The sequence below is a fragment of the Albidovulum sp. genome, from assembly GCF_041919395.1.
Classification (GTDB): Bacteria; Pseudomonadota; Alphaproteobacteria; order Rhodobacterales; family Rhodobacteraceae; genus Albidovulum.
Genome location: NZ_JAYRTX010000045.1, coordinates 1 through 26,133, shown reverse-complemented (window position 1 = coordinate 26,133; position 26,133 = coordinate 1). Strand labels below are relative to the sequence as shown.

Below are 26,133 nucleotides of genomic sequence, written 5' to 3'. Positions count from 1 at the left end.
TGGCTGCGCGCCGCGCCGTGGGTGAGGACAGCTTCGCGGTGCTGACCTTCGGCTTTGACGCCAGCGGCGACACGCCCGCTCAACTGACCGGCTTCGCCGGCACGCATCGGCTGCTCGGCCTCGAGGATTGGTACGTCGCCAGCGCCGACGCGGCGACCACGGAGAGCTTCCTGCGCGAACTCGGCTTTTCCTTCGCGGCTTCCGCGCGCGGTTTCGATCACGTCACCCAGACGACGATCCTCGACGCGGAGGGCCGCGTCTACCGGCAGGTCTACGGCGAGACATTCCCGCTTCCCGTCCTTGTCCAGCCGCTTAAGGAACTCGTGCTCGGCACCGTCACGCGGTCGGTCGATCCTGGCGCGCTCTGGGACCGGATCAACTTTCTCTGCACGGTCTACAATCCGCTGACCGGGGCCTACCGCTTCGACTATGGCATCTTCTTCGGCATCTTCTTCGGAGGCGTGTCGCTGATCCTTACGGGCCTCGTGGTCCTCCGCCTCTGGCTGGAGCGGCGCCGGGCGATCCGCGGCGCGGCGATGCGCCCGATCCGGCGCGAGGTGTCATGACCACTGGCCCGCGCGCACTGCTCCGGCGCGGTTTCGACCGGGCCGAGAGGCTTCTCGATCGCGCCTTCGGCCCGGACTGGAATCCCTTGGCGCAGCTTGGGCCGCTCGGCTGGTTCCTGTTCTGGATCGTCGCCGTCACCGGCATCTATCTCTTCATCTTCTTCGATACCGGCGTGACCGATGCCTATGCCTCGGTCGCATGGCTCAGCAGGGATCACTGGTGGCACGCGGGCGTCGCGCGGAGCCTGCACCGCTATGCCTCGGACCTCATGGTGGTCGTGATGTTCACGCACCTGATCCGCGAATGGGCGATGGATCGCTATCGCGGCTCGCGCTGGTTTTCCTGGGTAACCGGCGTGCCGGTGATCTGGTTTGTCTATCTTTCGGGGATCACCGGCTACTGGCTGGTCTGGGACAAGCTTGCCCAGTACATCGCCACGACGACGAGCGAACTCCTCGACACGCTGGGAATCTTCGCCGAGCCGATCGCGCGCAACTTCCTCGCGCCCGATCTTCTGGCGTCGCGCTTCTTCACGTTGATGGTGTTCCTGCACATCGCGATCCCGCTCCTCCTGCTGCTGCTGATGTGGGTGCACATCCAGCGCATCACCGAGGCGCGCACGAATCCGCCGCGCGGTCTTGCCGCCATCACCCTCGGCGCGCTTGTGGTGGGCGCGCTTCTGTCGCCGGCGCCGCTCGGCGCGGCCGCCGATCTCGCCACGGTTCCCGTGCGTGTCGACATGGACTGGTTCCTGCTGTCGCTCTATCCGGTGATCGAGAGCGTGCCGGCCGGCGCGATCTGGGCCGGGGTCGTCGGCTTCACCGTGCTGATGATCGGCTTGCCCTGGCTGCCGGCCCGGCGCGACGGCGCTGCGGCCGCGGTCTTTCTCGACCATTGCAACGGCTGTTCGCGCTGCGTCGAGGATTGCCCCTATGCGGCGATCACGCTGGTGCCGCGGTCCGACGGACTTCCCTTTACCCATGAGGTCGAAGTGAACCCGGCGCGCTGCGTCGCCTGCGGCATCTGCATGGGCGCCTGCCCGTCCTCGACCCCCTTCCGCCGCACGGGAAATCTAGTTACCGGGATCGACCTGCCGGATCGCCCGCTGGCCGCGCTGCGCGCCGAGGTGATCCGGGCGGCGGACGGGACCTCGGGACCGGGCCGCGTGCTCACGCTGTCCTGCGCCTACGGCGCCGCGGCGGGCGACGCGCCCGGTCGGGTCGTGTTGCCCTGCGTCGCAATGGCGCCACCTTCGCTCGTCGACTTCATCATCAGCCGCGGCCTGGCCGACGGTGTTGCGGTGGCTGGCTGCGCCGAGCGCGACTGCCACAACCGCCTTGGTGTCGCCTGGACCCGTGCGCGTTTCGCGCGCGAACGCGACCCCTACCTCCGCGCGCGGGTGCCGCGCGAGCGGGTGCTGACCGTCTGGGCCGGCCCGACCGAGACGGCGCGCCTCGACGCGGAACTCGCGGGCTTCGCGGAGCGCCTGTCGTCGATGCCAGCCTACGAGAACCTGCGGCCGCTCGATCCGGACGAGGTGGCCGATGCCGAGGCGGCGGCCGCCGAAAGGGCCGCGGGATGACGGGTCAGAACTTCCCCTGGCGCGACCGCGCGCCGCACCTCGCCCTCGGCGGCCTGCTTTCGCTCGCACTCGTGCTCGGCGTCGCGGCGCTCTCGGCCCGGCCGGCATGGCGAAGCTTGCCGGAGGGTACCGGGCTCATCCGGCTCAGCCTGACCCATTCAGGCGTGCGGGCCTGCCGGGACCGCACCCCCGAAGAGCTTGCGAAGCTGCCGCGCAACATGCGCGACAAGCAGATATGCGATCGCCGCCGCGCACCGATCAGGGTCGAGATGGACATCAACGGCGAACCGGCCTACGCGGCGAATGTCAAGCCAAGCGGTCTTGTCGGCAGCGGTCCGTCGCGCATCTATGATCGGATCGAACTGCCGGCCGGGTCCTACCACGTCGATCTCCGGCTTGCCGACGACCCGGCAGCCCAGGGTTTCGCCTACAAGGCAAGCTACGATATAGTGCTGAAGCCGGCGGAGAGCGTCGCCATCGATTTCGACGCCGGCTCCGGCGGCTTCTACCTGCACGGACAGCAAAGGTGACCCATGGCACCGATCGAATGGAAACCCCAGTACAGCGTTGGCGACCCGGCGGTTGATCACGAACACCGGGAACTGGTGGACCTTGTGAACACCGCCGCCGCTGCCATTCTCGACCGCCGGCCGACCGCCGATGTGGACCGGTGCCTCGGCGATCTGATGCGCGCGATCTCGGCGCATTTCGCCCACGAGGAAAAGCAGATGCATCGGGCTGCCTACGACGAACTCGGTCCCCACAAGGCCGATCACGAGCGGCTGCTCGACTCGCTGCGCGACATCATGGACGGGACACAGGATACGCCGACCGCGGCCGACAGATTGACCGCCGTGCTCGAGGCCTGGTTCACGGACCATTTTCGCACCCATGACGCGCGACTGCATCGCCAGCTTGGACCGCACGAGCACTGACCCCCGGACCGGGCGCAGCCGCCCCTTCGCAGGATGTCCGACGCGAAAGGTTCCGCTCGTCCATCGGGGCCACGTCAAAGACCTCTCGGCCACGGCCGGCTGAAACCGTTCCGGACCAAGGCGCGGCGCCGGGAGAGCATCCATGCCGTTCGCCTCTGCGGATGTGGAGCTATGCGCGGCACCGCCATTGGAAAGGCCGGTGAGAATTATTTCCAACTGCTTGGAGCGACCCGCCGATTGACGGGTGGCCACGGATTCCGAGGGCTTCGCGCCTGGGTTGACAGGATCGGAGCCGCGCAGACCGGCACCAACCGGTCAGATCAATAGCTCGGCGGCGTTATCGCGCTGACGATCCTGGCCGGACCGTCGCCAACGTTCCGGAAGCGGTGCGGCCGGTTGCTGTCGAAATAGTACCCGTGGCCTTCGGTCAGTATCCAGGTTTCTTCGCCAACGGTCAGCTCGATCCTGCCCTCCAGCACCAGCCCGGCCTCTTGCGCGTCGTGCGAGAAGATCGCACCGGTATCCGCGCCGGGCACATAATGTTCCAACAGAACCTGCATGTTCCGGCCGAAATGGTTGAAGCCGACGACGCGATAGGAGATTTCGTTGGGATTTCCGATCTCGACCAGATCTTCCGGCCGATAGACCGGGCTGTGGTCATGGCTTGCGCGCAGGCCCGAGAAGAATTCCACCATCGTGGTCCCGAGCGCCTCCACCACGGCCCCCAGCGTGTCGACCGACGGGCTCATCCGGTCACGCTCGATCAGCGAGATGGTGGAATGCGACACCCCCGCCCGCGCGGCGAGTTCGCGTGCGCTTAACTGGCGTCTGCGCCGCAATTCGCGGACATGTCGGCCGATGTTTGCCATGACGGCTCCGGCAATCGGGATAATTTGGTCAGTATATGCACCGCATGACCAAGGGGCAATTGCGTCAGACGTGATCAGGCTGAAAACTCGCTCCGAACGTGACCAGCGACTGAAAGAACGATGACCGATCTGCCCATTGAACTGCAAAAGCGCATCACCAGCATCAAGGCGCCAGCGCGCGATGCGGGTTCCGACAATTCCGACGTGGAAGCGACGGTCAAGGCCGTGCTCGCCGACGTGAAGGCGCGCGGTGATGCTGCCGTGCGTGACTATTCGGTGAAGTTCGACAAGGCCGCGATCGGAGAACTGGAAGTCACCATGGCGGAACGCGAGGCCGCGGTGGCCGCGCTCGACCCGCAGACGCGCGCCGACACCCAGTTCGCAATCGACAACGTGACGGCCTTCGCCCGGGCGCAGTTGGGCACGATCCAGCCGCTGGAGATCGAGACCCTGCCCGGCATCCACCTTGGCCATCGCGTCATCCCGATCGACCGGGTGGGCTGCTATGTGCCGGGCGGGCGCTATCCGCTGCTTTCGGCTCCTGTCATGACGATCGTTCCGGCCCGGGTCGCGGGCGTGAAGGAGGTGATTGCTTGCCTCCCGCCCAACGCGCATCAAGCCATGATCGCGGGTTGCCACATGTCCGGCGCCGACCGCATCTTCCGCGTCGGTGGGGCGCAGGCCATCGCCGCGATGGCCTACGGGACGGAGACGATCCCCAAGGCCGACAAGATCGTCGGCCCCGGAAACGCCTTCGTGAACGAGGCCAAACGGCAAGTGTTCGGCCCGGTGGGGATCGACCAGCTTGCCGGACCGTCGGAAATCTACATCCTCGCCGATGACAGCGCAAACGCCCGCATGATCGCGACAGACCTTCTGGCGCAGGCCGAACATGACGTCCGCACCCGGGTCGGACTGATCACCACGGACCGCGGCCTGGCCGAGGCGGTGCTGGCCGAGATGGACCACCAGCTTGCGGGCCTGCCGACCGCGCCGGTGGCCGGAGTGGCCTGGCGCGACTACGGCGAGATCATCCTCGTGCCGGATGCGGAGACGATGATTGCTGTCTCGGACCAGATCGCCGCGGAGCATTTGCAGGTCCACACAAGGGACGCGCTGGAGTTCTCGCACCGGCTGACGTCCTATGGGTCCCTTTTCATCGGAGAGAACGCCTCGGTCGTCTATTCGGACAAGTGCATCGGGACGAACCACACGCTGCCCACGATGGCAGCGGGGCGCTACACCGGTGGACTGTGGGTCGGGGCCTATGTAAAGATCTGCACCCACCAGTGGATCGAGGACGGGGCGATCGATCAGGTCGCGCTGCCCGCGATCCGCCAGAGCGCGTCCGAAGGACTGGAGGGTCACCGCAGGGCGGCCGCCTTCCGCGTCGAAAGAAACTGACCACGCCCGACGCGCTTGCCCAAGGGCGAACGGCACATCCGAACCACAAGCAGGGAGATGAACATGATCCAAGAAAACAAGACTACCGCCCTCCGCAGGGCGCTTGCCATCGGCGCCACGGCGCTTGCGCTAGGGGGCGGTGCGGCACAGGCACGCGACCTCACCATCGTGTCCTTCGGCGGCACCTTCCAGGACGCGCAGCGCGAACTGTTCTTCAAGCCCTTCGCGGAAAAGCTGGGCAAGCCGGTGCTGGACGAGGCCTGGGACGGCGGTTACGGCGTGCTGCAATCCAAGGTGAAGGCTGGCCAGCCGAACTGGGACGTCGTCCAGGTCGAGGCCGAGGAACTCGCCCTTGGCTGCGCCGACGGCATCTTCGAGAAGCTGGACTGGGAAAAGCTCGGCGGTCAGGACAGCTTCATTCCCGGCAGCACCTCGGAATGCGGGGCGGGGCACATCGTCTGGTCCGTGGCCATAGCCTATGACGGGAACAAACTGACCGACCAGCAGCCGCAAAGCTGGGCCGACTTCTGGGATGTCGAGAAGTTTCCGGGAAAGCGCGGGATGCGCAAGACCGCGAAATATGCGCTGGAAGCTGCGCTGATGGCCGATGGCGTACCCTCGGATCAGGTCTATGAAATGCTTGCGACGCCGGAAGGCGTGGACCGGGCCTTCGCCAAGCTGGACGAACTGCGTCCGAACCTGGTCTGGTGGGAGGCCGGCGCACAGCCCCTGTCGATGCTGCAGACCGGCGACGTGGCGATGTCCACAGTCTACAACGGCCGCATCACCGGCCTGAACCGGACGGAAGGCACCAACATGAAGCTGGTCTGGAACCAGTCGATCTATGCCGTCGACAGCTGGGTCATCCTCGCGGGGGCGGAAAACAAGGACGCCGGGCAGGATTTCATCGCCTTCGCAAGCGCGCCCGAGAACCTGTCGAAGCTGCCCGCGCAGATCGCCTACGGCCTGCCGGTGATCGCGGCGGCGGCGATGGTTCCGGCCGAATTCGCGGCCGACCTGCCCACCAACCCCGATAACCTGGCGGTCTCGCTGAACCTCGATGTCGACTACTGGGTTGATAACTCCGAGGAACTGACCAAACGGTTCAACGCCTGGGTCGCCCAGTAACGCCCCCGGCGACTGCCCGGTCGAAAGGCCGGGCGGTCGCCTCGTACCCGTCACCGCAAGCAGGGTAGACAGCAGGGCAAACTTCAACGAGAACGGCCCGCAAGCGCAGCAGGCTGCATCGGGGATATCATGTCCGGAGCGTTCATCAGCTTTCAAGACGCCACCAAGGATTACGGCTCCGTGCGCGTGGTCGAGAACCTCAATCTCGACATCGCGCGCGGCGAATTCGTCAGCCTGCTAGGCCCGTCGGGATCGGGCAAGACGACGCTTCTGATGATGCTGGCGGGGTTTGAAAGTGTCAGCGGCGGCACGATCACGCTCGATGGCAAGGTCATCAACGACTTGCCCACCTACAAGCGCGACATGGGCGTGGTGTTCCAGAACTACGCGCTCTTCCCGCACATGACCGTTGCCAGGAACGTGGCCTTCCCGCTGGAGATGCGGGGCGAGGCAAAGGCCGTGACGGCGGCCAAGGTGAAGAAGGCCCTGGACATGGTGCAGCTTGGCCAGCTGGCCGACCGCCTGCCGGGGCAGCTTTCCGGGGGGCAGCAGCAACGCGTGGCGCTGGCCCGCGCGCTGGTGTTCGAACCGCGTGTCGTCCTGATGGACGAGCCGCTGGGTGCGCTGGACAAGCAGTTGCGCGAACAGATGCAGCTGGACATCCGCGAACTGCACCATCGCCTCGGCCTGACGGTGATCTTCGTCACCCATGACCAGGACGAGGCGCTGACGATGTCGGACCGGATCGCCATCTTCAATCATGGCAAGATCCAGCAGTGCGCCGCCCCGCGTGAGGTCTACGACCATCCAGCCAACCGCTTCGTCGCCGAATTCATCGGCGAGACAAATCTGCTGGACTGCAAGGTGTCCGAAAACGCGGGGGAGACGTTTTCGGTCACGCTTGACGACGGTTCGGTCGTCGCCGCCCATGGCCTGCCGGGCCTCGTGGCCGGGGATCGGGCTCTCCTGTCGCTCCGACCCGAACGGATCGAGATCCTGCCGGCGGAAACGGATGCCACAGCGACCGGCCAGAACAGGCTGGCGGGCGAGATCCTCGACACGATCTATCAGGGCGACCATCTGCGCGTCGTGATCGAGACGGCAGTGGGACAGATCATCGCCCGCACGGACCGCAAGGCGCAGGAGTGGCCCGTCCGAGCCAGGGTCATGCTGACCTTCCGCGCTGCCGATGGCTGGGTGATTGCGCCATGATCAAGGCAGCCCCCATGCGCGCGCTGCTGCTGCTCGGGCCCCTGCTGGTCTTTCTTGGCCTGTTTTTCGTCTGGCCGCTGGTCACCGTGATCGCGCAATCGGTGTCCGACCCGTCCGTGTCGCGCGTTCTGAACCGGACCGCAGCCGCCATCGACGGTTGGGACGGCACCGGCGTGCCCTCGGCCGAGGTGCAGGCCGCCTTCCGCGCCGACGTTGTCGCCAACACCGACGATATGGCCATGGGCGACGTGACGCGGCGACTGAACGCGACAAAATCCGGTTTTCGCTCGCTGATGGGAAAGACGGTGTCCGCAGTCAAGGAAGATCCGGACATCGACCTTGCCCGGATCGACGACCGCTGGACCGATACGGCCTACTGGCAGGCGATCCAGGACAACGCATCGCCCTACACCGACGCCTTCCTCCTGGCCGCGCTGGACCTTGAGCGGGACAAGTCCGGCAACATTGCCGCCATGCCCGAGGGTACATCGGCAAATGCAACGATCCTGTTGCGGACGCTTTGGACGGCGGGCGTGGTGACGTTCTGCTGCCTTGTCATCGGCCTGCCGTATGCGATGATCGCTGCCTCGGTGCAGGGCTGGAAGCGGTCGGTCCTCTTGGGGGCGGTGCTCCTGCCCTTGTGGACGTCGCTTCTGGTGCGCACGGCGGCCTGGATGATCATCCTGCAGGACAACGGCATCATCAACCAGGCACTGATGGGGCTGGGCGTGATTTCGCAGCCGCTGGCGCTGATCTACAACCGGTTCGGGGTGGTGCTTGCCATGACGCATGTGCTTCTGCCCTTCATGGTCCTGCCCATATACTCGGTCCTGTTGACCGTGCCGGGCAACCTGATGAACGCCGCGGCTTCGCTCGGGGCGCATCCGGTGCGGGCCTTCCTGCGCGTTCTGCTGCCGCTGTCCTTCCGCGGGGTGGTATCGGGCACGTTGCTCGTGTTCATGGCGGCAATCGGGTATTACATCACGCCGGCGCTGCTCGGCGGGGCGTCGGATCAGATGCTGTCCTCGGTCATCGCCTTCTATGCCACGGGGTCTGCGAACTGGAGCATGGCCGCCGCACTCGGGCTGATCCTGCTCGTGCTGACGCTCATCCTCTATGCGGTGTACAACCGGCTGTCGCGCGATCCGGTGGAGGCGAGATGATGGCGATGTCGCTTTTCAAGTCCGTCTATGCCACGCTGATCGTCGGGTTTCTGGTTGCCCCGCTTCTGGTGGTGCTGCCGCTTGCCTTCACCTCGGGCGCGTTCCTGACCTACCCGATCCCGTCCTATTCGTTCCGCTGGTTTTCCGAACTGGTCGAAAACACGGTCTGGAGCCGGGCGATCCTGAACAGCCTGCTGATCGCCGGTTCAACGACGGTGGTTGCCACGTTGCTGGGTACGCTCGCGGCGCTTGGGCTGAGGGCGCGCAACCTCGTGCTGTCGTCGCAGATCCGCACGCTTTTCCTGTTGCCGATGGTCGTCCCGGCCGTGGTGCTGGGCGTGGGGATGCAGGCGCTGTTCGTGCGCTTCGGAATCAACTCGACCTACCTGTCGGTCATCGTGGCGCACAGCGTCATCGCCATTCCCTTCGTCGTGATCTCGGTCTCCGGCGCGCTGGGCGGGATCGACCGCCGGGTGGAGCGCGCCGCCGAAAGCCTTGGCGCCCGGCCGCACAAGGTGTTTTTCCTCGTAACCCTCCCGCTGGCCATGCCGGGCGTGGCGTCGGGAGCGGCGCTGGCCTTCGCCACCTCGCTGGACGAGGTCGTCCTGACGCTCTTCGTCGCCGGGCCGAACCAGCGCACGCTTGCCCGCCAGATGTTTTCCACCCTGCGCGAGAACATCAGCCCGGCGATCGCATCGGCGGCCTTCGTGATCATCGTGGGCACAATCCTGGTTGCGCTGCTGCTTCTCTTGATGCGCCGCCGTTCGGCATGAGGTCCCTGACGAGGGCAGCGGCAACTCGAGCGTAGCGCGCAACGCCACCGACCGCGCTCCTCCACGTCCGGACCGAGCGCTGGAAGGAGCGTCCCGCCCGGAACCTGCCGGGCCGGACCGGCATTCCGCACGGCAAGGGGAGTCCCATCGCACCGGAAGCCGTCGGATCCTGCGACGCCATCTTCGATGTCGAGCACCCGGTGCGCGGTCCGACCGCCGAGGCCCGCCATGACGCCCTTCATCGGCAGGTGGGCACGATGATACCGCACCTACACGATCAGCCCAGGCGCCGCGCGCACGATTCCGAGCGTCGGATATCCCCCCGCGTCCGCCCGGATCACGGCGGGACACACCCCAATGCCGGCGACGAGGATCGGCACATCTCAGCCGAGAAGCGTGAAAAGCGGGGTGCGCATTATCGGGTGCTTGCCATGCGTCATGTCGCATCCTCCCGTGCCAGTCTCTCGCGGAGATAGTCCCGCAGCACCACCGCCTGGTTGTGATCGCGGTCCTTCGCCCCGTAGAGCAGGACGACCGGGCCTTTCCGGCACCAGGCCAGGCAGCGCTCCAGCGCCTCGTCGCTCGCGTCCAGTTCGGCGTGATAACGGCGCCGGAACTCATCCCACCTGTCGGGGTCGTGGCCGAACCACTTGCGCAGTTCGGTGCTCGGGGCGACCTCGCGGATCCAGTCGTCAAGCGCCAGACCCGCCTTGCTGATCCCCCGCGGCCAGAGGCGGTCGACCAGCAGGCGCGCGTGCTGCGCATCGCCGGGACCGTCGTAGACCCGTGCGACACCGATGTCCGGTGCGTCCGTCATCCCGTGGCGTCGTCCTCCAACAGCTCCAGCGCCTTGACCGAATGGGCGAAAGCGGCACCCGCGCGCATCTCGGCCGCGACCCAGATCGCCTCCATGATCTGCTCGGAACTCGCACCCTCGCGCTTTGCCGCTTTCACATGGCCCTCTATGCACCATGGGCACTGAGTGACATGGGCGACGGCCACGGCGATCAGCTGCTTGGTCCTCGTGTCAAGCGCGCCCTCGGCAAAAACGGCCTTGGAGAAATCGCGGAACGCGTCGTCGGCATGCGGAGCAAGGGCGTGGCGCCGCTCGGCATGGGCGCGGGTTGCCCTTGGAAAGTGAAGGTCAGCCATGTGCCACGCCTCCCGCTTCGAATTGCGGAAAGAGCACGTCGTTTTCCAGTCGCATGTGCTCCTCGAAATCCGTGATGAATTCATCGAGTCCGGCATAGAGGGCGGTCCAGGTGCCACAGGCTCCCTGCGGCAACGTCAGGCCAGCGGTGAGGCGGCGGATCTCGGCGACTTCCGCGGAATGGTCGTCATGGTCGGCGCGCATCACCGCGATCGGGTTCTCGATACCGGGTCCGCCGCCCCTGCGGATGGCGGGAAAGAGGATCAACTCCTCCTTCTTCATGTGCACCTCCATCTCGCCGATCATGCGGCGCAGGACGGCGGAGAGACCCTCGGGTACATCCTCGTCGCCGAAGTGCACGTTCTCGACCCGTTCGGCCATCTCGGCCAGAGACGGCAGCTGATTGCGATGGCGCGCATGATAGCGCGTCTCGATGTAGCGCGTCAGTTCGGCGGCGTCGTCAATCGGGGCAGCATCGGACATTTGGGCATCCTTTCGTCAGCGTAGGGCAGGAATGGGGTCGGAGGCGGCCCTCGCCTCGGATACCGCCAGGAGGAGCGAACGGGCGATACGTTCGGCGCGAAGCGTGACATGCGCGGCGCCTGCGGGCGTACAGGTCTCGCGCGCTGTCGCACGGAACAGGTCGAGCCAACGCTCGAAATGGGCTCCGTCAATCGGCAGGGCCATGTGCGCCGGTACCGGGCGGCCATGGTACCGCCCCGTCATCAGCGCGACCGACGACCAGAAGGCAACCATGCGCTCCAGATGCGGCCCCCAGTCTATGATGCGTGCGCTGAAGATCGGGCCCAGCACCGGGTCGCGTCGGATCCTGCCGTAGAAGCCGTGGACGAGGTCCCGCAGCACCTCTTCGTCGAGGCCCGTTTCAGCCATGATGGCCGCGGTGATCTCCGGCCGGACGGAGGCAACATGTTTGGTCCGTCCGAGCGCAGGCATGAAGGGACTCGCGGTTTCCGTCTTGCAATTGAAGTTATATCTGCTAATAGGTATTGTAAATACCGATTAGATGGGGAATGCAGCGTCGATGCGTCTCACCTCCCTCAAAAACCATGGATCAAGGCTGCTGATGCGGATGGCGGGCGCGCCGGGGCGCACCTTCGCGACCATAGAACTGGCCGACGAGTTCCGGCTTTCGCGCGACCATCTGGCCAGGATCATTCAGCACGTCATCGGCGCCGGTCTGACCGACAATCGACCCGATGCTCCGTCCGGTTGGGCATCGGGGATACGCAATTCAAGCACGGAAGGAACGCCCAATGACGACCTGGCTCCCCACCCTGAAGACGGCAACCCCGCAAGAGGGCTATGAACTGGCCGTGAAGATGGCCCGCGTCGCCATCAAGATGACCCAGCCGGACGCAGAGGTGCGCAACAAGCTGCGTCCGGTCTATGCCGAGAATGCCGACGCGCTGATCGCCTCAAGCCAGGTCGTGGCGACGCATTTCGCCACCGTGGCGGCGGCGAACGACTATTGGAGAGATGCGACATGACCGCAGTTGAACGCAAGGCCGCTGATTTTGTCGTCGACGCCGCGTTGCTGGCCGACGCGTTCGCGCTTTCGCAGGACGACATCAAGGCGCGGATGCGCGACGGCGCGATCACATCGCGCTGCGAGGCCGGTGTGGACGACGACGCCGGTCGCTGGCGCCTGACGTTTCACCACGGGGACCGCGCTTGCCGCTTCATCGTCGACGAAGCGGGCAACGTCCTGAAAAGGGTGACGTTCCCGATCAAGGCCGGACCGCGAGACCACGCTGCAGGACATGGCGACGCCGGAGCGATACCCGACGGCACGAGGATCGCCTCATGAGTCCCGACGCCCTTCTCGAATAAGACGGTCACCCCTCATCACGATCGATCTCTGCGACGGTCTGCGCCGCGCAGGCATACGGCTGTCCGGAAACCCGGCCGATCATGGTGCCCGATGAGGCAGGCGCCATGCTGGGCGCGGGGAGATCGACACCGCAATACGTCATCTCGGCCTTCTTGCTGCGACGAGCGCGCGAGACCCTGCTCGTGGACCGGGAACACGGGGAACGCCTGCTGACGGATTACGTCATCGGCATCGGATACCGGTGATCCGGAGCGGGTTGGCGACTCAACGGGAACCCGATCCGGCGCGCCAGAGCCTCGAACTGGATCAAATCGGTATGGTCAATTCCGATACGCCACCCCCGGGGGAGGTTTGTGCCGATGACCGTTCGAACTGCCTCGTCACTTCTGTCAATCCTTGGCCGCGACGCGGTGGTCCTGCGGGTCCGCTGGCCCGCCCGTGAGGGCCGGGATGACGCCACGGTTCAGGGCAACGCCTATCGCATCCGCACCATCGAGCTCTGGATACTGGTCCCTGTCTGGCTCCCGACCACCGCCTGGCTGTTCCGCGAAAACCCCTATGCGGCGCCGGCGGCCGCGGCGCAGGGGGTAAACGTCACCGGCAACCGATGGTACTGGTATCTCGATCGCACCGAGGTGGCTGCGGGCCAGCCGGTGGAGTTCCGCGTGACCAGCGTCGATGCGAACCACGGCCTCGGCATCTACGATGAGTCCGGCGCGCTCGTCGCCCAGTCCCGGGCCATGCCCTTCTTAGTCAACCGTCTCACACATGTCTTCGAGACGCCCGGCACCTACAGGGTGCTCTGCCTCGAGTGTTGCGGGCTGGCGGATCACGACTTGGCGGCCGAAATCGTGGTGGCCGAGGGCGGCGAGGTAAACCGTGGCATGGTTTCGGTGCGGCGGCACAGGCCAACCAGGGCGTTGGCGGTGCGTCGGATCTCAGTCATGAGTGTGCGGCGCCGCTAGAGCGCCTCGAAAGCCGCCTTTTGCCGCGCCGTCCAGCGGACGTGGAGCCGGTGGCCCTTGGCCGTCTCCTCCTCGCCGGTGACGACGCCGTTCTCGTAGAGCCAGGCCCGGCGCCGGCCCTCGCTGAAGGGCAGCGTGAGGTCTGCGGGGAACCGTTCCGACCCGAGCGCCGTCTCGATCGCGTCGAGAAGCGGCGCCAGCCCGTCGCCGGTCAGCGCCGAGACGGCATGGATGCCCGGCTTGCGCGCATCCTCCACCAGAAGCGCCGCGCGGTGATCCTCGGGGAGAAGATCGATCTTGTTCCAGACCTCGAAGAGCGGCACATCGCCGTCCACGCCGAGGCTTTCGAGGATCGCGCGCACGTCGGCCGCCTGTTCCTCGGTCTCGGGGTGCGAGATGTCGCGGACATGGAGGATGAGGTCGGCCTCCAGCACCTCTTCGAGCGTGGCGCGGAACGCAGCGACAAGCTCGGTCGGCAGGTCCGAGATGAACCCCACCGTGTCCGACAGGATGACCTTCTGCCCCGAGGGCAACGCCACGGCCCGCATCGTCGGGTCGAGCGTGGCGAAGAGCATGTCCTTCGCCAGTACCTCCGCCCCCGTCATCCGGTTGAAGAGCGTGGACTTGCCGGCATTGGTGTAGCCGACGAGGGCGACGATCGGGAACGGCACCTTCCGCCGCGCCGCCCGGTGCAGTTCGCGCGTCTTTACCACACGGCCGAGCTGGCGGCGGATCTTGATCACCTCGTCGTCGATGGCACGCCGGTCGGCCTCGATCTGAGTCTCGCCGGGCCCGCCGACGAAGCCGAAGCCGCCGCGCTGGCGTTCAAGGTGGGTCCAGGCGCGCACCAGCCGCGTGCGCTGGTAGCTCAGGGCGGCCAGCTCCACCTGCAGCACACCCTCGCGCGTGCGCGCGCGGTCCGCGAATATCTCGAGGATCAGCCCCGTCCGGTCGAGGAGCTTCACGCCCCATTCCTTCTCGAGGTTGCGCTGCTGGACCGGGCTCACCGGCCCGTCGACAAGCACCAGCCCGACCTCCGCCTCGGCGAAGCGCGTCTTCAGGTCCGCGATCTTCCCCGACCCGAACAGCATCCCGGCATGAACCGTCGGAAGCCGCACGATCTCGGCGCCGACGACCTCGATGGCCGGCAGCGCCGCCGCAAGGGCCGCGGCCTCCGCAAGCGCATTTCCGGGCGTCCGCGACTTGCGGCCCGTGCGCAGGTCCGGATGAAGGACATAGGCCCGCGTGGGGCCGTCCGCTGGGCTTCGCTCGCTTGTCAGTCCTCGCCCTCGTAAAGCGAGATCGGCTGACCCGGCATGATCGTCGAGATCGCGTGCTTGTAGACGAGCTGGGACTGGCCGTCCCGGCGCAGCAGCACGCAGAAATTGTCGAACCAGGTGATGACGCCCTGCAGCTTGACCCCGTTGATCAGGAAGATCGTGACGGGAATCTTCGCCTTGCGGACATGGTTGAGAAAGGCATCCTGCAAATTCTGTTTGTCGGCAGCCATGATTATCGTCGCCTTGCGCTTTTCTTGCTGTCTTATGGTCCAGCGTTATCCCCGCCCCTCGGCGCTGCACCGGGGACTTGGATCAAGTATGCGGAAGATTTCGGGACTTTCCACCCCCAATTTGATCCCGGCCCGAACCGGCCGGCGGGGCGGGCCTAGCGGCGCCAGAAGTCCGGGTTGAGGAGCGCGATGATCGCGAGTGTCTCGAGCCGGCCGAGCACCATGGCGCCAGCGGCCACCGCCCGCGCGGCGCCGTTCAGTTCCGACCACGACAAGGGGGCCTCGGACGCAAAGCTGGCAAGCGGGCCGGTCGTTGACAGGGCTGCGACGGCGAAGGTCGTGGACGCGACAAAGTCGAGCCCGGTGAGCGCGAGCGCAAGCATGATGACGGCGATCGAGATCGCGAAGAGCATGAAGAAGATCCATGCCATCTGCGCCCCCTGGCGACGCAGCCGCCGGGCCTCCTGTCCCGCGCCGCCGACCGAGTTCGGATGGACGAGCCGTTCGATTTCCCGTTCGCCGTGGCGGTAGAGAGCGTAGACGCGCAGGAGCTTCACCCCACCCGCCGTCGTCGCCACCCCGCCGCCCATCACCGCGAGCCCCGCGAGGATCAGGCCCGGCGATGCAAGGCCCGACCAGCTTCGCGCCTCGGCCCAGTCCGTGGATTCAAAGCCCGTCGTGGTGAGGAACGACAGGACCGTGAACAGAGTGCCCCAGAGGGCGCGGAGGGCGGCGGCGGTATCCTTGACCTCGTCCACCTCGAGCGCGCCGATCCAGTGGCGCAGGAACAGGAGTGCGGGCACAACCGTCACGATCAGGAGCGCCATCCGGAGTTCGGGATCGGTTCTGAGACCCATCGCGTTGCGGAATGTCCGGCCTGACGGATAGAGCCGGCGCGACAGCGCGAAGATCAGAAACAGGAAGATCGCGAATTCGCCCCAGAAGCCCGCGCCCGTACCGTAAAGGCCCCCCTTCGGCGAAATGCCCGAGGTGGCGAGGGTCGACATCGCGTGACATGCTGCCGTCAGTGCCCCGTCTCCCGCGAGGATCAGGAGTATCCACAGCGCCAGCGTCAGGCCGGCATAGGCCGGAAAGAGCGTCAGCGTGTCGCGCAGGACCCGGTGGGAGGGGCTCGCACCCCGCGCCGCGGGGCCGCCGGACAGCGCGCCCTGCCCGGCTGGTGTCCCGCTCAGCACCTCGAATCCGCCGAGGTTCATCGGTGCGAGCACGGCAGCCGCGGTGACGAGGACGAAGAAGCCGCCCATCCATCCCACCAGCGCCCGCCACAGATGCACCGACTGCGGCAGTCGGTCGGGCTCGAAGAGCGTTGCCCCGGTTGTCGTCACCGACGACACCATCTCCCACCAGGCGCTGTAGTAACTGGTGCCCGGCACCGCCTCGGCGAAGGGTACCGCGAGCATCAGGGGCAGCACCGTGAAGGCGGCCAGCAGGGTCAGAAGCTGGTTCCGGGCCGGGTGACCGGCCCGGTTCGCGGCCGTCGCGATGCCGATCAGCACCGTCAGGAGGAAGAAGAGCGTGCCTGAGTAGAAGAAGACCCGCGACACGCCGTAATCGCGTGCACCGAAGGCGTGGAACGCCGGAAGATACATGGCGAGCGCCCCGATCCCCATCAGGATGACCATCAGCGGAAGATCGAGCACGCGCTGCATGGGCTCAGAAGAAGTCGATCGAGACCTGCAGGAGCCGCTCGACCTCCGGCACGTCGCCCGACATGCAGAACAGCGCGATCACGTCGCCCTCTTCCACCCGCGTGTCGCCGGTGGGCTTCACCACCTTCTCGCCCTTCATCAGGGCGCCCATGAGAACGCCTTCGGGGAACTCGATCTCGCGCACGAGCCGGCCGGCGATGGGCGAGGTGGACAGCACCTGCGCCTCGATCACCTCGGCCTCGGCGTCACCGACCGAATAGATCGCGCGCACCCGGCCGTGCCGGATGTGGCGCAGGATCGACGAGACGGTCGTCGCGCGCGGGTTGATGTAGGCGTCGATGTCGAGCGCGCCCATCAGCGGCACCAGCGTCGGGTCGTTGACGAGCGCGATGGCCATGGGGCAGCCGGCCTGCTTGGCACGAACGGCGGCGAGGATGTTGGTCTTGTCGTCGTCCGTGACGACGAGGACGGCATCGGCACGCTCGATGTTGGCCTCGGCGAGCAGATCGGCGCTCATCCCGTCGCCGTTGAGCACGATGGTGCGCTGCAGGGAATCCGCCGCCCGCTCCGCCTGCGCGCGGCTCCGCTCGATGATCTTGGCGCGGATCCGGTCGGTCCGCCGCTCCAGCGCCTGCGCCACGGCAAGACCGACATTCCCGCCGCCGATGATGACGATCCGTTCCTGCTTCTTCGTCGCCTTGCCGAAGATGTCCAGCGTCCGGTTCACGTCCTCGACATGGCTGAAGACGTAGATCTGGTCTCCGGCGAAAAGCTGGTCGCCCGGCTCCGGCGCGAAAAGGCGCCCCTCGCGGCGAATGCCGACGACAATGGCACGGAGGGTGGAAAAGAGATCCGTCAACTGCCTGAGCGGCGTGTTCAGCACCGGGCAGTCCTCGTCGAGCGCGATGCCCAGAAGCTGGGCCCGGCCGTTCATGAAGCTCTCGGTGTCGAAGGTGGACGGCGCGGCGAGCCGTTGCAGCGCGGCCTCGGCCACCTCGCGTTCGGGGCTGATCACCACGTCGATCGGCAGGTGATCGCGGCGATAGAGGTCGGAATAGATCGCATCCATGTAGGACTGCGCCCTGAGCCGTGCGATCTTGCGGGTGATGCCGAACACCGAGTGCGCGACCTGGCAGGTGACCATGTTCACCTCGTCCGAGTGGGTCGCCGCGATGATCAGGTCGGCGTCTCGCGCGCCGGCGCGTTCGAGCACATCGGGGTAGGAGGCGAAGCCGGCCACGCCCTGCACGTCCAGCGTCTCGGTCGCGCGGCGGACGAGGTCGGCGTTGTTGTCGACGACCGTCACGTCGTTCTTTTCGCCCGCCAGGTGGCGCGCGATCTGCCAGCCGACCTGACCCGCGCCGCAGATGATCACTTTCATGGCCCGCTCCCGGATGAGGCCCGCCCTTGATAGGCGCGCCTCGATGGGCGGTCAACGCCGGTCGATCCGATCCCGGGGTACGCGGCAGGCATCGCACCCTTCACGCCCCGAAACGGAAAACGGAGGCTTATCAAGCGTCTTCCTCTTCATCCTCATCCTCGAGATGCGCGATCCGTGCGCCCGACTTCGAGGTCGTGACGACGCCGAGCGACTTGAGCTTGCGATGGAGCGCCGAGCGCTCCATGCCGACAAAGGTCGCTGTCCGGCTGATGTTGCCGCCGAAGCGGTTGATCTGGGTCAGGAGATACTCGCGTTCGAACAGCTCCCGCGCCTCGCGCAGGGGCAGCGTGGCGAGCCCGCCCGACAGCACGATCCGCCCTTCCTCCGCCTGGCCATCGCCCTGCCCCGGCAGTTCGCGCGCCTCGATCGGCCCGCCGCCCTCGCCGAGGATCAGCACCCGTTCGATCACGTTCCTCAGCTGGCGGATGTTGCCGGGCCAGGCCATGGTCTGCATCAGCGCCTCGGCTTCCGCGCTGAGCGCGCGCAGCGGCAGGCCCTGCGTCCTGTTGAACCCCTCGATGAAGTGGCGCGCAAGCTCGGGAATGTCCTCCCTCCGCTCCTCGAGCGCCGGGACCGCGACGGGCACCACATTCAGCCGGTCGTAAAGCTCCTGGCGGAACCGCCCCGCGACGATCTCCGCCTGCAGGTCGCGCGTGGTCGAAGAGATGACGCGCAGGTCCACGCGCACCTTGTCCGATCCGCCCACGCGGCTGAACTGCTGTTCGGTCAGCACCCGAAGGATCTTCGACTGCGTGCCCGGCGGCATGTCGGCGACCTCGTCGAAGTAGACGACGCCGCCGTGCGCCTGCTCCAGCAGCCCCTTCTCCACGCCCCGCTCGGAGGTCTCGCGGCCGAAGAGTACCTCCTCCATCCGCTCGGGTTCGATCGAGGCGGAGGAAACGGTGACGAAGGGCCCGGTCGCGCGGCTGGAATTCAGATGGATGTAGCGCGCCGCCACTTCCTTGCCGGACCCCGGCTGGCCGGTCAGCATCACCCGCCCGTTGGACTTCGTGACCTTGTCGAGCTGGCCCCTCAGCGCGCGGAAGGCCGGCGAGGAACCGATCATCTCCGACGAGGTCACATCCCGGCGGCGGAGCGTGGCATTCTCGCGCCTCAGCCGCGAGGTCTCCATCGCGCGGCGGATGACGACGAGAAGCTGGTCGATGTTGAAGGGCTTCTCGACGAAGTCGTAGGCACCCTGCTTGATCGCCGCCACCGCGATCTCGATGTTGCCGTGACCCGAGATGATGATGATCGGCACGTCCGGGTTGTCGCGCTTCACCGTCTTGAGGATGTCGATCCCGTCCATCCGGCTGTCCTTCAGCCAGATGTCGAGGATCATCAGGGCCGGCGGCTCGCTGTTGATCTCGGCCATGCAGTCGTCGGAATTCGCAGCAAGTCGCGTCGCGTAGCCCTCGTCCTTCAGGATGTCCGAGATCAGTTCGCGGATGTCGCGTTCGTCATCAACAATCAGGATATCGCTCATGTCCTACCTCCGGCCGTTGCCGCGACTTTGTCCTTCTGTCCCCGGCCGGTCCGCGCCCGCGGCAGCCGGACCTCGGCCAGAGCGCCATGATGGGCGCTGCCGTCGAAAAGCGGCGCATCGCTCAAGGTGAGCGTGCCGCCATGTTCCTCGATGATCTTCTTCACGATCGAAAGCCCGAGCCCGGTCCCCTTCTCGCGCGTTGTCACATAAGGCTCGAAGAGCCGCGCGCGGTCCTCCGGAAGGCCGACCCCGTTGTCCTCGATCCGGATCGTCACCACGTCCTCTCCCGCCAGCATCGTCACGCGGACCTCCGGGGCATATCCAGATGGAGCACCCTTTTCGATCAGTGATTCAACGGCTTCCCCGGCGTTCTTTATAAGGTTCGTAACCGCCTGCGAAATCATCGTCGCGTCAAGCTCGGCGATGACCGGGGCCTCCGGCAACCGGGCGACCAGCCTCGCCCCGTGCAGCGACCCGTCCTGAAGTGTCACCGCGTCGCGCATGAGCTTCGTCAGGTCGTGCTCGCGCCGGTCGGGTTCCGGCATCCGCGCGAACTTGGAGAACTCGTCCACGATCCGGCGAAGGTCGCCGGTCTGTCGAACGATCACGTCGGTCATCTGTTCGAGAGAATCGGCCTCGTCGCCGACGAGCCGGATGAACTTCCGCTTGATCCGTTCGGCCGAAAGCTGGATCGGGGTCAGCGGGTTCTTGATCTCGTGCGCGATGCGGCGGGCAACATCGCCCCAGGCGGCCATCCGCTGCGCCGAGACGAGGTCGGTCACGTCGTCGAAGGCCACGACGTAGCCTTCGAGCCGCCCGTCGGCATTCCGGCGGATTGCCATGCGCACGAGGAGGCTTTCGAGCCTGCCGCCCCGGCTCACCTTGATCTCTTCCTGCGCGACCTCGCCGATGCCTTCGCGAAGCCGGTCGAGGAGGGCCGCGAACTCGGGCACTGCCTCTGCCAGCGTCCGGTCGTGATCGGTCGTCTCGTCGAGGTTCAGAAGCCGCGTGGCAGCGCGGTTCAGGAAGTCCAACCGCCCCTCCGCATCGAGCCCGATCACTCCGGACGTCACCGACGAGAGGACGGAATCGAAAAGCCGCCGCCGCCGCTCGGTTGCCCGGTGGCTGTCGATCAGCGCCTGCCGCTGGGAGTTCAGCTGCCGCGTCATCTGGTTGAAGACGCGGCCGAGCATTGCGATCTCGTCGTCGCCCTCCTCCTCGGCGACCTGCACCTCGAGGTCGCCCGCGCCCACCCGCTGCGCCGCCCCGGCAAGCCGCCCCACGGGGCGCGACAGCCGCTCGGCGAACCACAGACCCATCCAGATCGCGGCAAGAACGAGGATCAGCGCGAAGCCGATGTAGACGAGCCCGAACTCGAAGAGCACCCGCCCGCGCGAGGCTTCGAGCTGCTGGTACAGGCCGACCGTGGCGCGGGTGTCGTCCAGAAGGCTCAGGATCTGGCCATCCACGCCACGGCTGACGTAGAGATAGCGGTCAGCGAAGGCCGGCAGCGCGATCAGCGCACGGAATTCGTTGTTGGACCAGTCCTCGATCAGCACGGTTTCGCCGGCCTTCGCCCGCTCCAGCTCGGCCGCCGCCGGTTCCTCGAAGTCGAAGAGATAGCTGCGCTCCCCGCGCGCGCGGATCGTGCCGCTTCCGTCGATGACATAAGCCTCGCGCAGCCCGCGCTGGATGCGTGCCTGGCCTTGCGCCAGGATCTGGCGCAAGTCGCTGTCGGCGAGAAGGAAGGTGCTGCGCCTGGCGGTGTCGATGAAGTTCGCAAGCGCCGTGGCGTCGGTCACGAGATCCTGGCGGTGCTCGTTCTGGTAGGCCTCCGCCGCGGCGAGAGAGGTTCCGACGACGCCGCGAACCCGGTCCGAAAACCACCCTTCGAGCCCGATGTTGACGGTGAGCCCGGCAAAGACCGCGACGAGGATCGTCGGCACGAGCGCGATGCCCGCGAAGACGCCGGTCAGCCGCAGGTGAAGCCGCGAGCCGGCAGACTTCGCCCGCCGCGCCGCGATCATCCGCGCAAGGCGCGCCAGCACCATCCCGCCCAGGGCGAGGAAATAGACGAGGTCGGCGAGAAGGATCAGCCTGAGACCCGTCGAGTTGGCACCCTGCCCGAACGGTCCCAGCACGACGAAGGTGCCAACCGCGAGCAGCGGCCCGAGCACCACGAGCCCGAGCGTCACGGCGTTCTGAAAGCGCCGTTGTCTGCGGAGCCGGGTGAACCGGTCCCAGGATGTGCCGCGCGCAAGGCCCTGCACGAATTCGCCTCTTGTTTCCGGCCGTTTCCGCGGCCGCCGCCGACAGGTCGGTGGCTTCTCTGTCGGCTGACGCCGACGGGCCACAGTTCCTGTTGCCTTATTACATCAACTTCCGCCGCCGTGTCACGCGGATATCCAGATCGGTGATCTTCTTGCGCAGCGTATTGCGGTTGATGCCGAGGAGATCGGCGCATTTCGCCTGATTGCCGGCCACCGCATCGAGCGCGATCTCGATCAGCGGCCCCTCCATTTCCTTCAGGATACGGGCATAGAGGCCGGGTGGCGGAAGGCTGTCGTTGTGCAGGGCGAAGTAGCGGCGCAGGTGGCGGGCGATCGAGGCGGAAAGCCGCTCACCCTCGTCTGCCACGCCGGCGTTGAGGCTCTCGACGGGCGTGGCACCCAGCGCGGCCTCGACCTCGGCCCCGGTGATCTCCGGCTCCACCGAGGTCACGACCAGGCGCCGAAGCGTGTTCTCGAGCTGGCGGACGTTGCCGGGCCAGCGGTAGGCGCGGATGAGCGAGACCGCCTCCCTCGCAAGCCGGCGCGCCGTAGCCCCGTCGCGTTCGACACGCGCGAGGAAATGTTCGGCAAGAAGCGGGATGTCCTCCACCCGCTCCCTGAGTGCGGGCACGGCGAGAGTGACGCCGCCGATACGGTAGTAGAGGTCGCCGCGGAACGTGCCCGCCTCGAGTCGTGCGGCAAGTACCTTCTGGGTCGTCGCGATGATTCGCGGGGCATTCTCCGGAAGCGCGTCGAGCAGCCGCACGATCCGCCCCTGCGTCTCGGCGTCATAGTCGCCGATCTCGTCGAAGACGATCGTGCCGCCCCGCGCCCGTGCCAGCAGCGCCGACGGCCCGTCGATCCCCTGAAGATCGGCCGCCGCCGCGGTGACGAACGGCATGGTCCGGCGGTCGGAGAAGTCGTGGATCGCCCGTGCGACGAGCGACTTGCCCGTCCCCGATTCGCCGGTGATCAGCACCGGGAGGTCGGCGTTCATCACCCGCGCGACCAGCCGATAGAGTGCCTGCATCGCCGGCGTGCGTCCGACAAGCGGCAGGTCGTCGGCGGGCCGGGCCGCCGCAGGCTCCTGCACCGGGGCGGCGCGGCGCTTCCGGCTCAGCGCGCGCGCGGCGCGCTTCATCAGGTCGGGCAGGTCGAAGGGCTTCGGCAGGTAGTCGTAGGCTTCGGCTTCGGTCGCCTGGATCGCGGTCATGATCGTGTTCTGCGCAGAGATCACGATGACCGGCAATCCGGGGCGTTCCGCCGCGATCTTCGGCAGGGCCTCGATCCCGTTGCCGTCGGGCATGACCACGTCGGAAATCACCAGATCGCCCTTGCCTTCCTCCACCCAGCGCATGAGCGTCGTCAGCGACGAGGTCGCATGGACCTTGCAGCCCGCACGGGTCAGCGCCTGGGTCAGCACGGTGCGGATGGTGCGATCGTCGTCGGCGACAAGTACGGTGCCGTCCATCAGACCTTCTCCTTTGGTGTCGGGGCCGCGGTGCGGGGGGCCACGGGAAGCGACAGGCGAAAGACCGTCCGCCCGGGAACGGAATCCGCGGTGATCCATCCGTCATGGTCCGCCACGATCTTCGACACCAGCGCAAGGCCGAGGCCCGTGCCGTTCTCGCGGCCCGAGACGAAGGGGTCGAAGATCGACTCCGCGATCTCGGGCGGGATGCCGGGGCCGTCGTCGATGATCTCGATCTGCAAGGGCAAGGGGGTGCCGGCGCCGTCGACGCGACGGAGCCGCAGAGAATGGTCGTAGAAGGTATGGAGCCTGATGGTTCCCGGTTTTCCGCCAGAGGCTTCCGCGGCGTTCTTCAGGAGATTGAGGAGAACCTGAAGAAGCTGATCGGGGTCGCCCACCGTGGGCGGCAACGAAGGGTCGTAATCCTCGAGGATCGTCATGTGCGCCGCGAAACCCAGGAGCGCGGAGCGCCGCGCCCGGTCGAGGACATCATGGATATTCACCGCCCGCGCCTCCGGCGGGCGAAGGTTGCCGAACTGCTCGACCTGCTCGAGAAGCTTCAGGATGCGCCGCGTCTCGGCGACGATCAGGTCGGCGAGTTCCACGTCCTCGGGCGGCAGGTTCATCGACAGTAGCTGCGCGGCCCCGGTGATCCCGGCAAGCGGGTTCTTGATCTCGTGCGCCAGCATCTCCGCCATGCCGATGGCCGACCGCGCGGCGTGCTTCATGCCCTGTCCGCGGCCGATCCGTTCGGCGAACTCGCGCGGCGAGATGAGCAGGAGCACATGGCCCGGCGCGTCGGCGACCGGCGCGGCCTGGAGGTTGCAGATCACCGGCGCGCGTTCGCCGGTGCCCACGTCCACATCGTTGATGTAGAGTGAGGACTGGTTGGCGCGGACGCGGGCGAAGACCTCCTCCAGCGGCGCGGCCACCGCCAGGCGGTCGAAGACGGGCTGGCCCCGCAGCGCGCGGGCCGAGACATTGAGGAAGAGTTCGGCCGCCGGGTTCACATCGATCGCACGATCCCCTTCGTCGAGGAGGATGGCGGGAACCGGGAGCGAGGCCCAGAGCGTCGCGGCGGAAGGCAGGCTCATGCGGCACGCCTTTCCGGCGCCCCGCCAAAGGCGCGGGCGACGAGCGCCAGCACCTCCTCGGCAGAGCCGGCGACGAGCATCCGCGCCCGCAAGGCGGGCGCGACCGCGGCCTCGTCGGCATACCAGCCGAGGTGCTTCCGTGCGATCCGGACGCCGAGATCGCGCCCGTAGAAGCTCAACATGTCCTCGTAATGGCTTGAAATGTAATCGCCAAGTGCCGCGCCCTTGGGAACCGCCGGCGCGGGCGCGCCGCTCAGCCCTGCCGCGACCTCGGCAAGCCTCCACGGTGCCCCCCGCGCCCCGCGGCCGATCATGACCGCCGCGGCGCCTGACGCGGCCAGTGCGCTGCGGGCGCTGGCGAGGTCGCGGATGTCGCCGTTCGCCACGACCGGGAGGGACACCGCCGCGGCCACGGCACGGATCGCCGCCCAGTCCGCGGTCCCCGCGTAGAACTGCTGGCGGGTGCGGCCGTGCACGGTGATCATCCGCACGCCGGCAGCCTCGGCGCGCCGGGCGAGGTCGGGCGCGTTCACGCAGTCGGCGTCCCAGCCGAGACGGCATTTCAGCGTCACCGGCACCTCGACCGCGCCAACCACCGCATCGACGAGGCCCAGAGCATGGTCGAGGTCGCGCATCAGCGCCGACCCGGAAAGGCCGCCCGTGACCTTCTTCGCGGGGCAGCCCATGTTGATGTCGATCACGCGCGCGCCCATGTCGGCGACGATGCGCGCGGCCTCCGCCATGGCCCGCGCCTCGCGTCCCGCCAGCTGGACGGAGGTCGGCGTGCCGTCGGCGAGACCGAGGTCGCTGCGCGCCTTCGCGCGGACCGAGGGCCTTTCCGTGATCAGTTCCCCCGAGGCGACCATCTCCGAAACGACGAGGCCGGCGCCGAACGCGGCCACCCGGCGGCGGAACGGCAGGTCGGTGATCCCCGCGAGCGGTGCGAGAAGGACGGACGGATCGACTGCGATGTCGCCGATGGTCAGGGTCAAACGCCTAATCCTTGTGCAATTGCCTCCCGGATAATCGGGACGAACGGTTTTCGCAACCGAAACGGCGGGCCCGAGCGCAGCAATACGGCAATTGCCCGAAACTTCGGCACCGGCGGCGCCTTCGTGCCGGGTCAGGCGGCATTGCCGATGTGCGCGAGCCGGACTAGACGGAGACAAAGGGAGGGCCTCAGTGACCGACACCGCCGCTACCGCCATCGTGATCGTCGCCGCCGGCCGGGGCAGCCGCGCCGGTGGCGGCGAACCGAAGCAATGGCGTCGGATCGCGGGGCGCAGCGTGCTCGCGCGGGCGGTTGCCGCCTTCGCGCAGTTTCCGCGCATCGTCGTCGTCCTCCATCCCGATGACATGCTGCGCGGCGTGGCGGAGTTCGGGGGCCGCGTGACCCTGGTCGCCGGCGGCGAAAGCCGCACCGGGTCGGTGCGCAACGCGCTGGAATCTCTTGCCGGCGGCGACATCGCCCGGGTCCTCATCCATGACGGCGCGCGGCCCTTCGTCTCGCCCGCCGTCATCGCCCGCGTCGCAGCCGCGCTCGACCATGCGGATGCCGCCGCACCCGCCCTTGCGGTCACCGATGCGCTCT

At 67.1% G+C, this 26,133-nt stretch carries 28 protein-coding genes; 14 read left to right on the top strand and 14 right to left on the bottom strand.

All coding sequences use genetic code 11. From position 1 onward, the window contains the following. From ACMUOO_RS09440 to ACMUOO_RS09425, 4 genes are all read left to right on the top strand, one after another. A partial coding sequence (locus tag ACMUOO_RS09440; RefSeq protein WP_413855060.1) for an SCO family protein occupies positions 1-566 on the top strand: 566 nt, incomplete at its 5' end. Continuing rightward, positions 563-2,149: a cytochrome b N-terminal domain-containing protein gene (locus ACMUOO_RS09435; protein WP_413855059.1), complete on the top strand. Its 1,587-nt coding sequence runs from the start codon at positions 563-565 to the stop codon at positions 2,147-2,149. The genes ACMUOO_RS09440 and ACMUOO_RS09435, both read left to right, overlap by 4 nt. After that, positions 2,146-2,679 (top strand): hypothetical protein, encoded by a 534-nt coding sequence (locus ACMUOO_RS09430; protein ID WP_413855058.1) that lies wholly within the window; start codon positions 2,146-2,148, stop codon positions 2,677-2,679. Before ACMUOO_RS09435 ends, ACMUOO_RS09430 begins: the two co-directional genes overlap by 4 nt. 3 nt (positions 2,680-2,682) lie before the next feature. After that, positions 2,683-3,084, top strand: a complete 402-nt coding sequence (locus ACMUOO_RS09425) for a bacteriohemerythrin (RefSeq protein ID WP_301917312.1) — start codon at positions 2,683-2,685, stop codon at positions 3,082-3,084. A 320-nt stretch (positions 3,085-3,404) separates the two neighbouring features. Here the strand turns inward: ACMUOO_RS09425 and ACMUOO_RS09420 are convergent, their stop codons facing one another. Further along, positions 3,405-3,953, bottom strand: coding sequence for a cupin domain-containing protein (locus ACMUOO_RS09420; RefSeq protein ID WP_301917311.1), 549 nt, complete (start codon positions 3,951-3,953; stop codon positions 3,405-3,407). Positions 3,954-4,073: 120 nt separating this feature from the next. On the opposite strand from ACMUOO_RS09420, the gene hisD reads away from it, so the two are divergent. The 5 genes from hisD (at position 4,074) to ACMUOO_RS09395 (ending at position 9,633) form a co-directional block, all read left to right on the top strand. Then, positions 4,074-5,357 (top strand): histidinol dehydrogenase, encoded by a 1,284-nt coding sequence (hisD, locus tag ACMUOO_RS09415; RefSeq protein WP_301917310.1) that lies wholly within the window; start codon positions 4,074-4,076, stop codon positions 5,355-5,357. A gap of 63 nt (positions 5,358-5,420) precedes the next feature. After that, positions 5,421-6,485 (top strand): ABC transporter substrate-binding protein, encoded by a 1,065-nt coding sequence (locus ACMUOO_RS09410; RefSeq protein ID WP_301917309.1) that lies wholly within the window; start codon positions 5,421-5,423, stop codon positions 6,483-6,485. Between the two features lie 129 nt (positions 6,486-6,614). Beyond that, positions 6,615-7,697 carry an ABC transporter ATP-binding protein gene (locus tag ACMUOO_RS09405; RefSeq protein WP_301917308.1) on the top strand — a complete coding sequence of 361 codons (1,083 nt, stop codon included), beginning with the start codon at positions 6,615-6,617 and terminating at the stop codon, positions 7,695-7,697. Continuing rightward, positions 7,694-8,860, top strand: a complete 1,167-nt coding sequence (locus ACMUOO_RS09400) for an ABC transporter permease (protein ID WP_301917307.1) — start codon at positions 7,694-7,696, stop codon at positions 8,858-8,860. The genes ACMUOO_RS09405 and ACMUOO_RS09400 overlap by 4 nt, the downstream gene beginning before the upstream one ends. Further along, positions 8,860-9,633: an ABC transporter permease gene (locus ACMUOO_RS09395; RefSeq protein WP_301917306.1), complete on the top strand. Its 774-nt coding sequence runs from the start codon at positions 8,860-8,862 to the stop codon at positions 9,631-9,633. Before ACMUOO_RS09400 ends, ACMUOO_RS09395 begins: the two co-directional genes overlap by 1 nt. 436 nt (positions 9,634-10,069) lie before the next feature. Here ACMUOO_RS09395 and ACMUOO_RS09390 read toward each other — a convergent pair whose 3' ends face one another. The 4 genes from ACMUOO_RS09390 to ACMUOO_RS09375 are packed head-to-tail and all read right to left on the bottom strand — an operon-like array spanning position 10,070 to position 11,674. Continuing rightward, positions 10,070-10,450 (bottom strand): DUF488 domain-containing protein, encoded by a 381-nt coding sequence (locus ACMUOO_RS09390; RefSeq protein WP_301917305.1) that lies wholly within the window; start codon positions 10,448-10,450, stop codon positions 10,070-10,072. Then, positions 10,447-10,785: a carboxymuconolactone decarboxylase family protein gene (locus ACMUOO_RS09385; RefSeq protein ID WP_301917304.1), complete on the bottom strand. Its 339-nt coding sequence runs from the start codon at positions 10,783-10,785 to the stop codon at positions 10,447-10,449. The genes ACMUOO_RS09390 and ACMUOO_RS09385 overlap by 4 nt, the downstream gene beginning before the upstream one ends. Then, complete coding sequence (locus tag ACMUOO_RS09380; protein ID WP_301917303.1) at positions 10,778-11,266, bottom strand: hemerythrin domain-containing protein; 489 nt, start codon at positions 11,264-11,266, stop codon at positions 10,778-10,780. Before ACMUOO_RS09380 ends, ACMUOO_RS09385 begins: the two co-directional genes overlap by 8 nt. A gap of 15 nt (positions 11,267-11,281) precedes the next feature. Then, positions 11,282-11,674 carry a group III truncated hemoglobin gene (locus ACMUOO_RS09375; protein ID WP_301917302.1) on the bottom strand — a complete coding sequence of 131 codons (393 nt, stop codon included), beginning with the start codon at positions 11,672-11,674 and terminating at the stop codon, positions 11,282-11,284. A 383-nt stretch (positions 11,675-12,057) separates the two neighbouring features. Here ACMUOO_RS09375 and ACMUOO_RS09370 point away from each other — a divergent pair, with 383 nt between their 5' ends. The 4 genes from ACMUOO_RS09370 (at position 12,058) to ACMUOO_RS09355 (ending at position 13,600) form a co-directional block, all read left to right on the top strand. Further along, complete coding sequence (locus tag ACMUOO_RS09370) at positions 12,058-12,291, top strand: hexameric tyrosine-coordinated heme protein (RefSeq protein ID WP_301917301.1); 234 nt, start codon at positions 12,058-12,060, stop codon at positions 12,289-12,291. Beyond that, entirely contained in the window at positions 12,288-12,611 is a 324-nt protein-coding gene (locus ACMUOO_RS09365; protein ID WP_301917300.1) for a DUF6522 family protein, read from the top strand. The genes ACMUOO_RS09370 and ACMUOO_RS09365 overlap by 4 nt, the downstream gene beginning before the upstream one ends. A 104-nt stretch (positions 12,612-12,715) precedes the next feature. Further along, positions 12,716-12,880 (top strand): hypothetical protein, encoded by a 165-nt coding sequence (locus ACMUOO_RS09360; RefSeq protein ID WP_301917299.1) that lies wholly within the window; start codon positions 12,716-12,718, stop codon positions 12,878-12,880. Between the two features lie 114 nt (positions 12,881-12,994). Beyond that, positions 12,995-13,600: a hypothetical protein gene (locus tag ACMUOO_RS09355; RefSeq protein WP_301917298.1), complete on the top strand. Its 606-nt coding sequence runs from the start codon at positions 12,995-12,997 to the stop codon at positions 13,598-13,600. Here the strand turns inward: ACMUOO_RS09355 and hflX are convergent. The 9 genes from hflX to dusB all read right to left on the bottom strand — a co-directional run bounded on the left by hflX (position 13,597) and on the right by dusB (position 25,534). Next, positions 13,597-14,880, bottom strand: coding sequence for a GTPase HflX (gene hflX / locus ACMUOO_RS09350; RefSeq protein WP_301917368.1), 1,284 nt, complete (start codon positions 14,878-14,880; stop codon positions 13,597-13,599). The genes ACMUOO_RS09355 and hflX overlap by 4 nt on opposite strands. Continuing rightward, a complete protein-coding gene (hfq, locus tag ACMUOO_RS09345) occupies positions 14,877-15,110 on the bottom strand; it encodes an RNA chaperone Hfq (RefSeq protein WP_035705913.1) in 234 nt (77 codons plus the stop codon). Before hfq ends, hflX begins: the two co-directional genes overlap by 4 nt. A gap of 155 nt (positions 15,111-15,265) precedes the next feature. Continuing rightward, the gene (locus ACMUOO_RS09340) at positions 15,266-16,780 is read right to left on the bottom strand and encodes a TrkH family potassium uptake protein (protein WP_301918051.1); all 1,515 of its coding nucleotides are present in this window, start codon (positions 16,778-16,780) and stop codon (positions 15,266-15,268) included. Positions 16,781-16,784: 4 nt separating this feature from the next. Next, the gene (trkA, locus tag ACMUOO_RS09335) at positions 16,785-18,161 is read right to left on the bottom strand and encodes a Trk system potassium transporter TrkA (RefSeq protein WP_301918050.1); all 1,377 of its coding nucleotides are present in this window, start codon (positions 18,159-18,161) and stop codon (positions 16,785-16,787) included. A gap of 130 nt (positions 18,162-18,291) precedes the next feature. After that, on the bottom strand, positions 18,292-19,707 hold the full coding sequence (locus tag ACMUOO_RS09330; protein ID WP_301918049.1) for a sigma-54-dependent transcriptional regulator: 1,416 nt from the start codon (positions 19,705-19,707) through the stop codon (positions 18,292-18,294). Beyond that, positions 19,704-21,977 carry a sensor histidine kinase NtrY-like gene (locus tag ACMUOO_RS09325; RefSeq protein WP_301918048.1) on the bottom strand — a complete coding sequence of 758 codons (2,274 nt, stop codon included), beginning with the start codon at positions 21,975-21,977 and terminating at the stop codon, positions 19,704-19,706. Before ACMUOO_RS09325 ends, ACMUOO_RS09330 begins: the two co-directional genes overlap by 4 nt. A 100-nt stretch (positions 21,978-22,077) precedes the next feature. Next, positions 22,078-23,448, bottom strand: a complete 1,371-nt coding sequence (locus ACMUOO_RS09320; RefSeq protein ID WP_301918047.1) for a response regulator — start codon at positions 23,446-23,448, stop codon at positions 22,078-22,080. Beyond that, the gene (locus ACMUOO_RS09315) at positions 23,448-24,542 is read right to left on the bottom strand and encodes a two-component system sensor histidine kinase NtrB (protein WP_301918046.1); all 1,095 of its coding nucleotides are present in this window, start codon (positions 24,540-24,542) and stop codon (positions 23,448-23,450) included. Before ACMUOO_RS09315 ends, ACMUOO_RS09320 begins: the two co-directional genes overlap by 1 nt. Then, on the bottom strand, positions 24,539-25,534 hold the full coding sequence (gene dusB / locus ACMUOO_RS09310) for a tRNA dihydrouridine synthase DusB (RefSeq protein WP_301918045.1): 996 nt from the start codon (positions 25,532-25,534) through the stop codon (positions 24,539-24,541). The genes ACMUOO_RS09315 and dusB overlap by 4 nt, the downstream gene beginning before the upstream one ends. 190 nt (positions 25,535-25,724) lie before the next feature. Here dusB and ACMUOO_RS09305 point away from each other — a divergent pair. Then, positions 25,725-26,133 (top strand): 2-C-methyl-D-erythritol 4-phosphate cytidylyltransferase (locus ACMUOO_RS09305; RefSeq protein ID WP_413855055.1); only part of this gene is annotated, 409 nt, incomplete at its 3' end.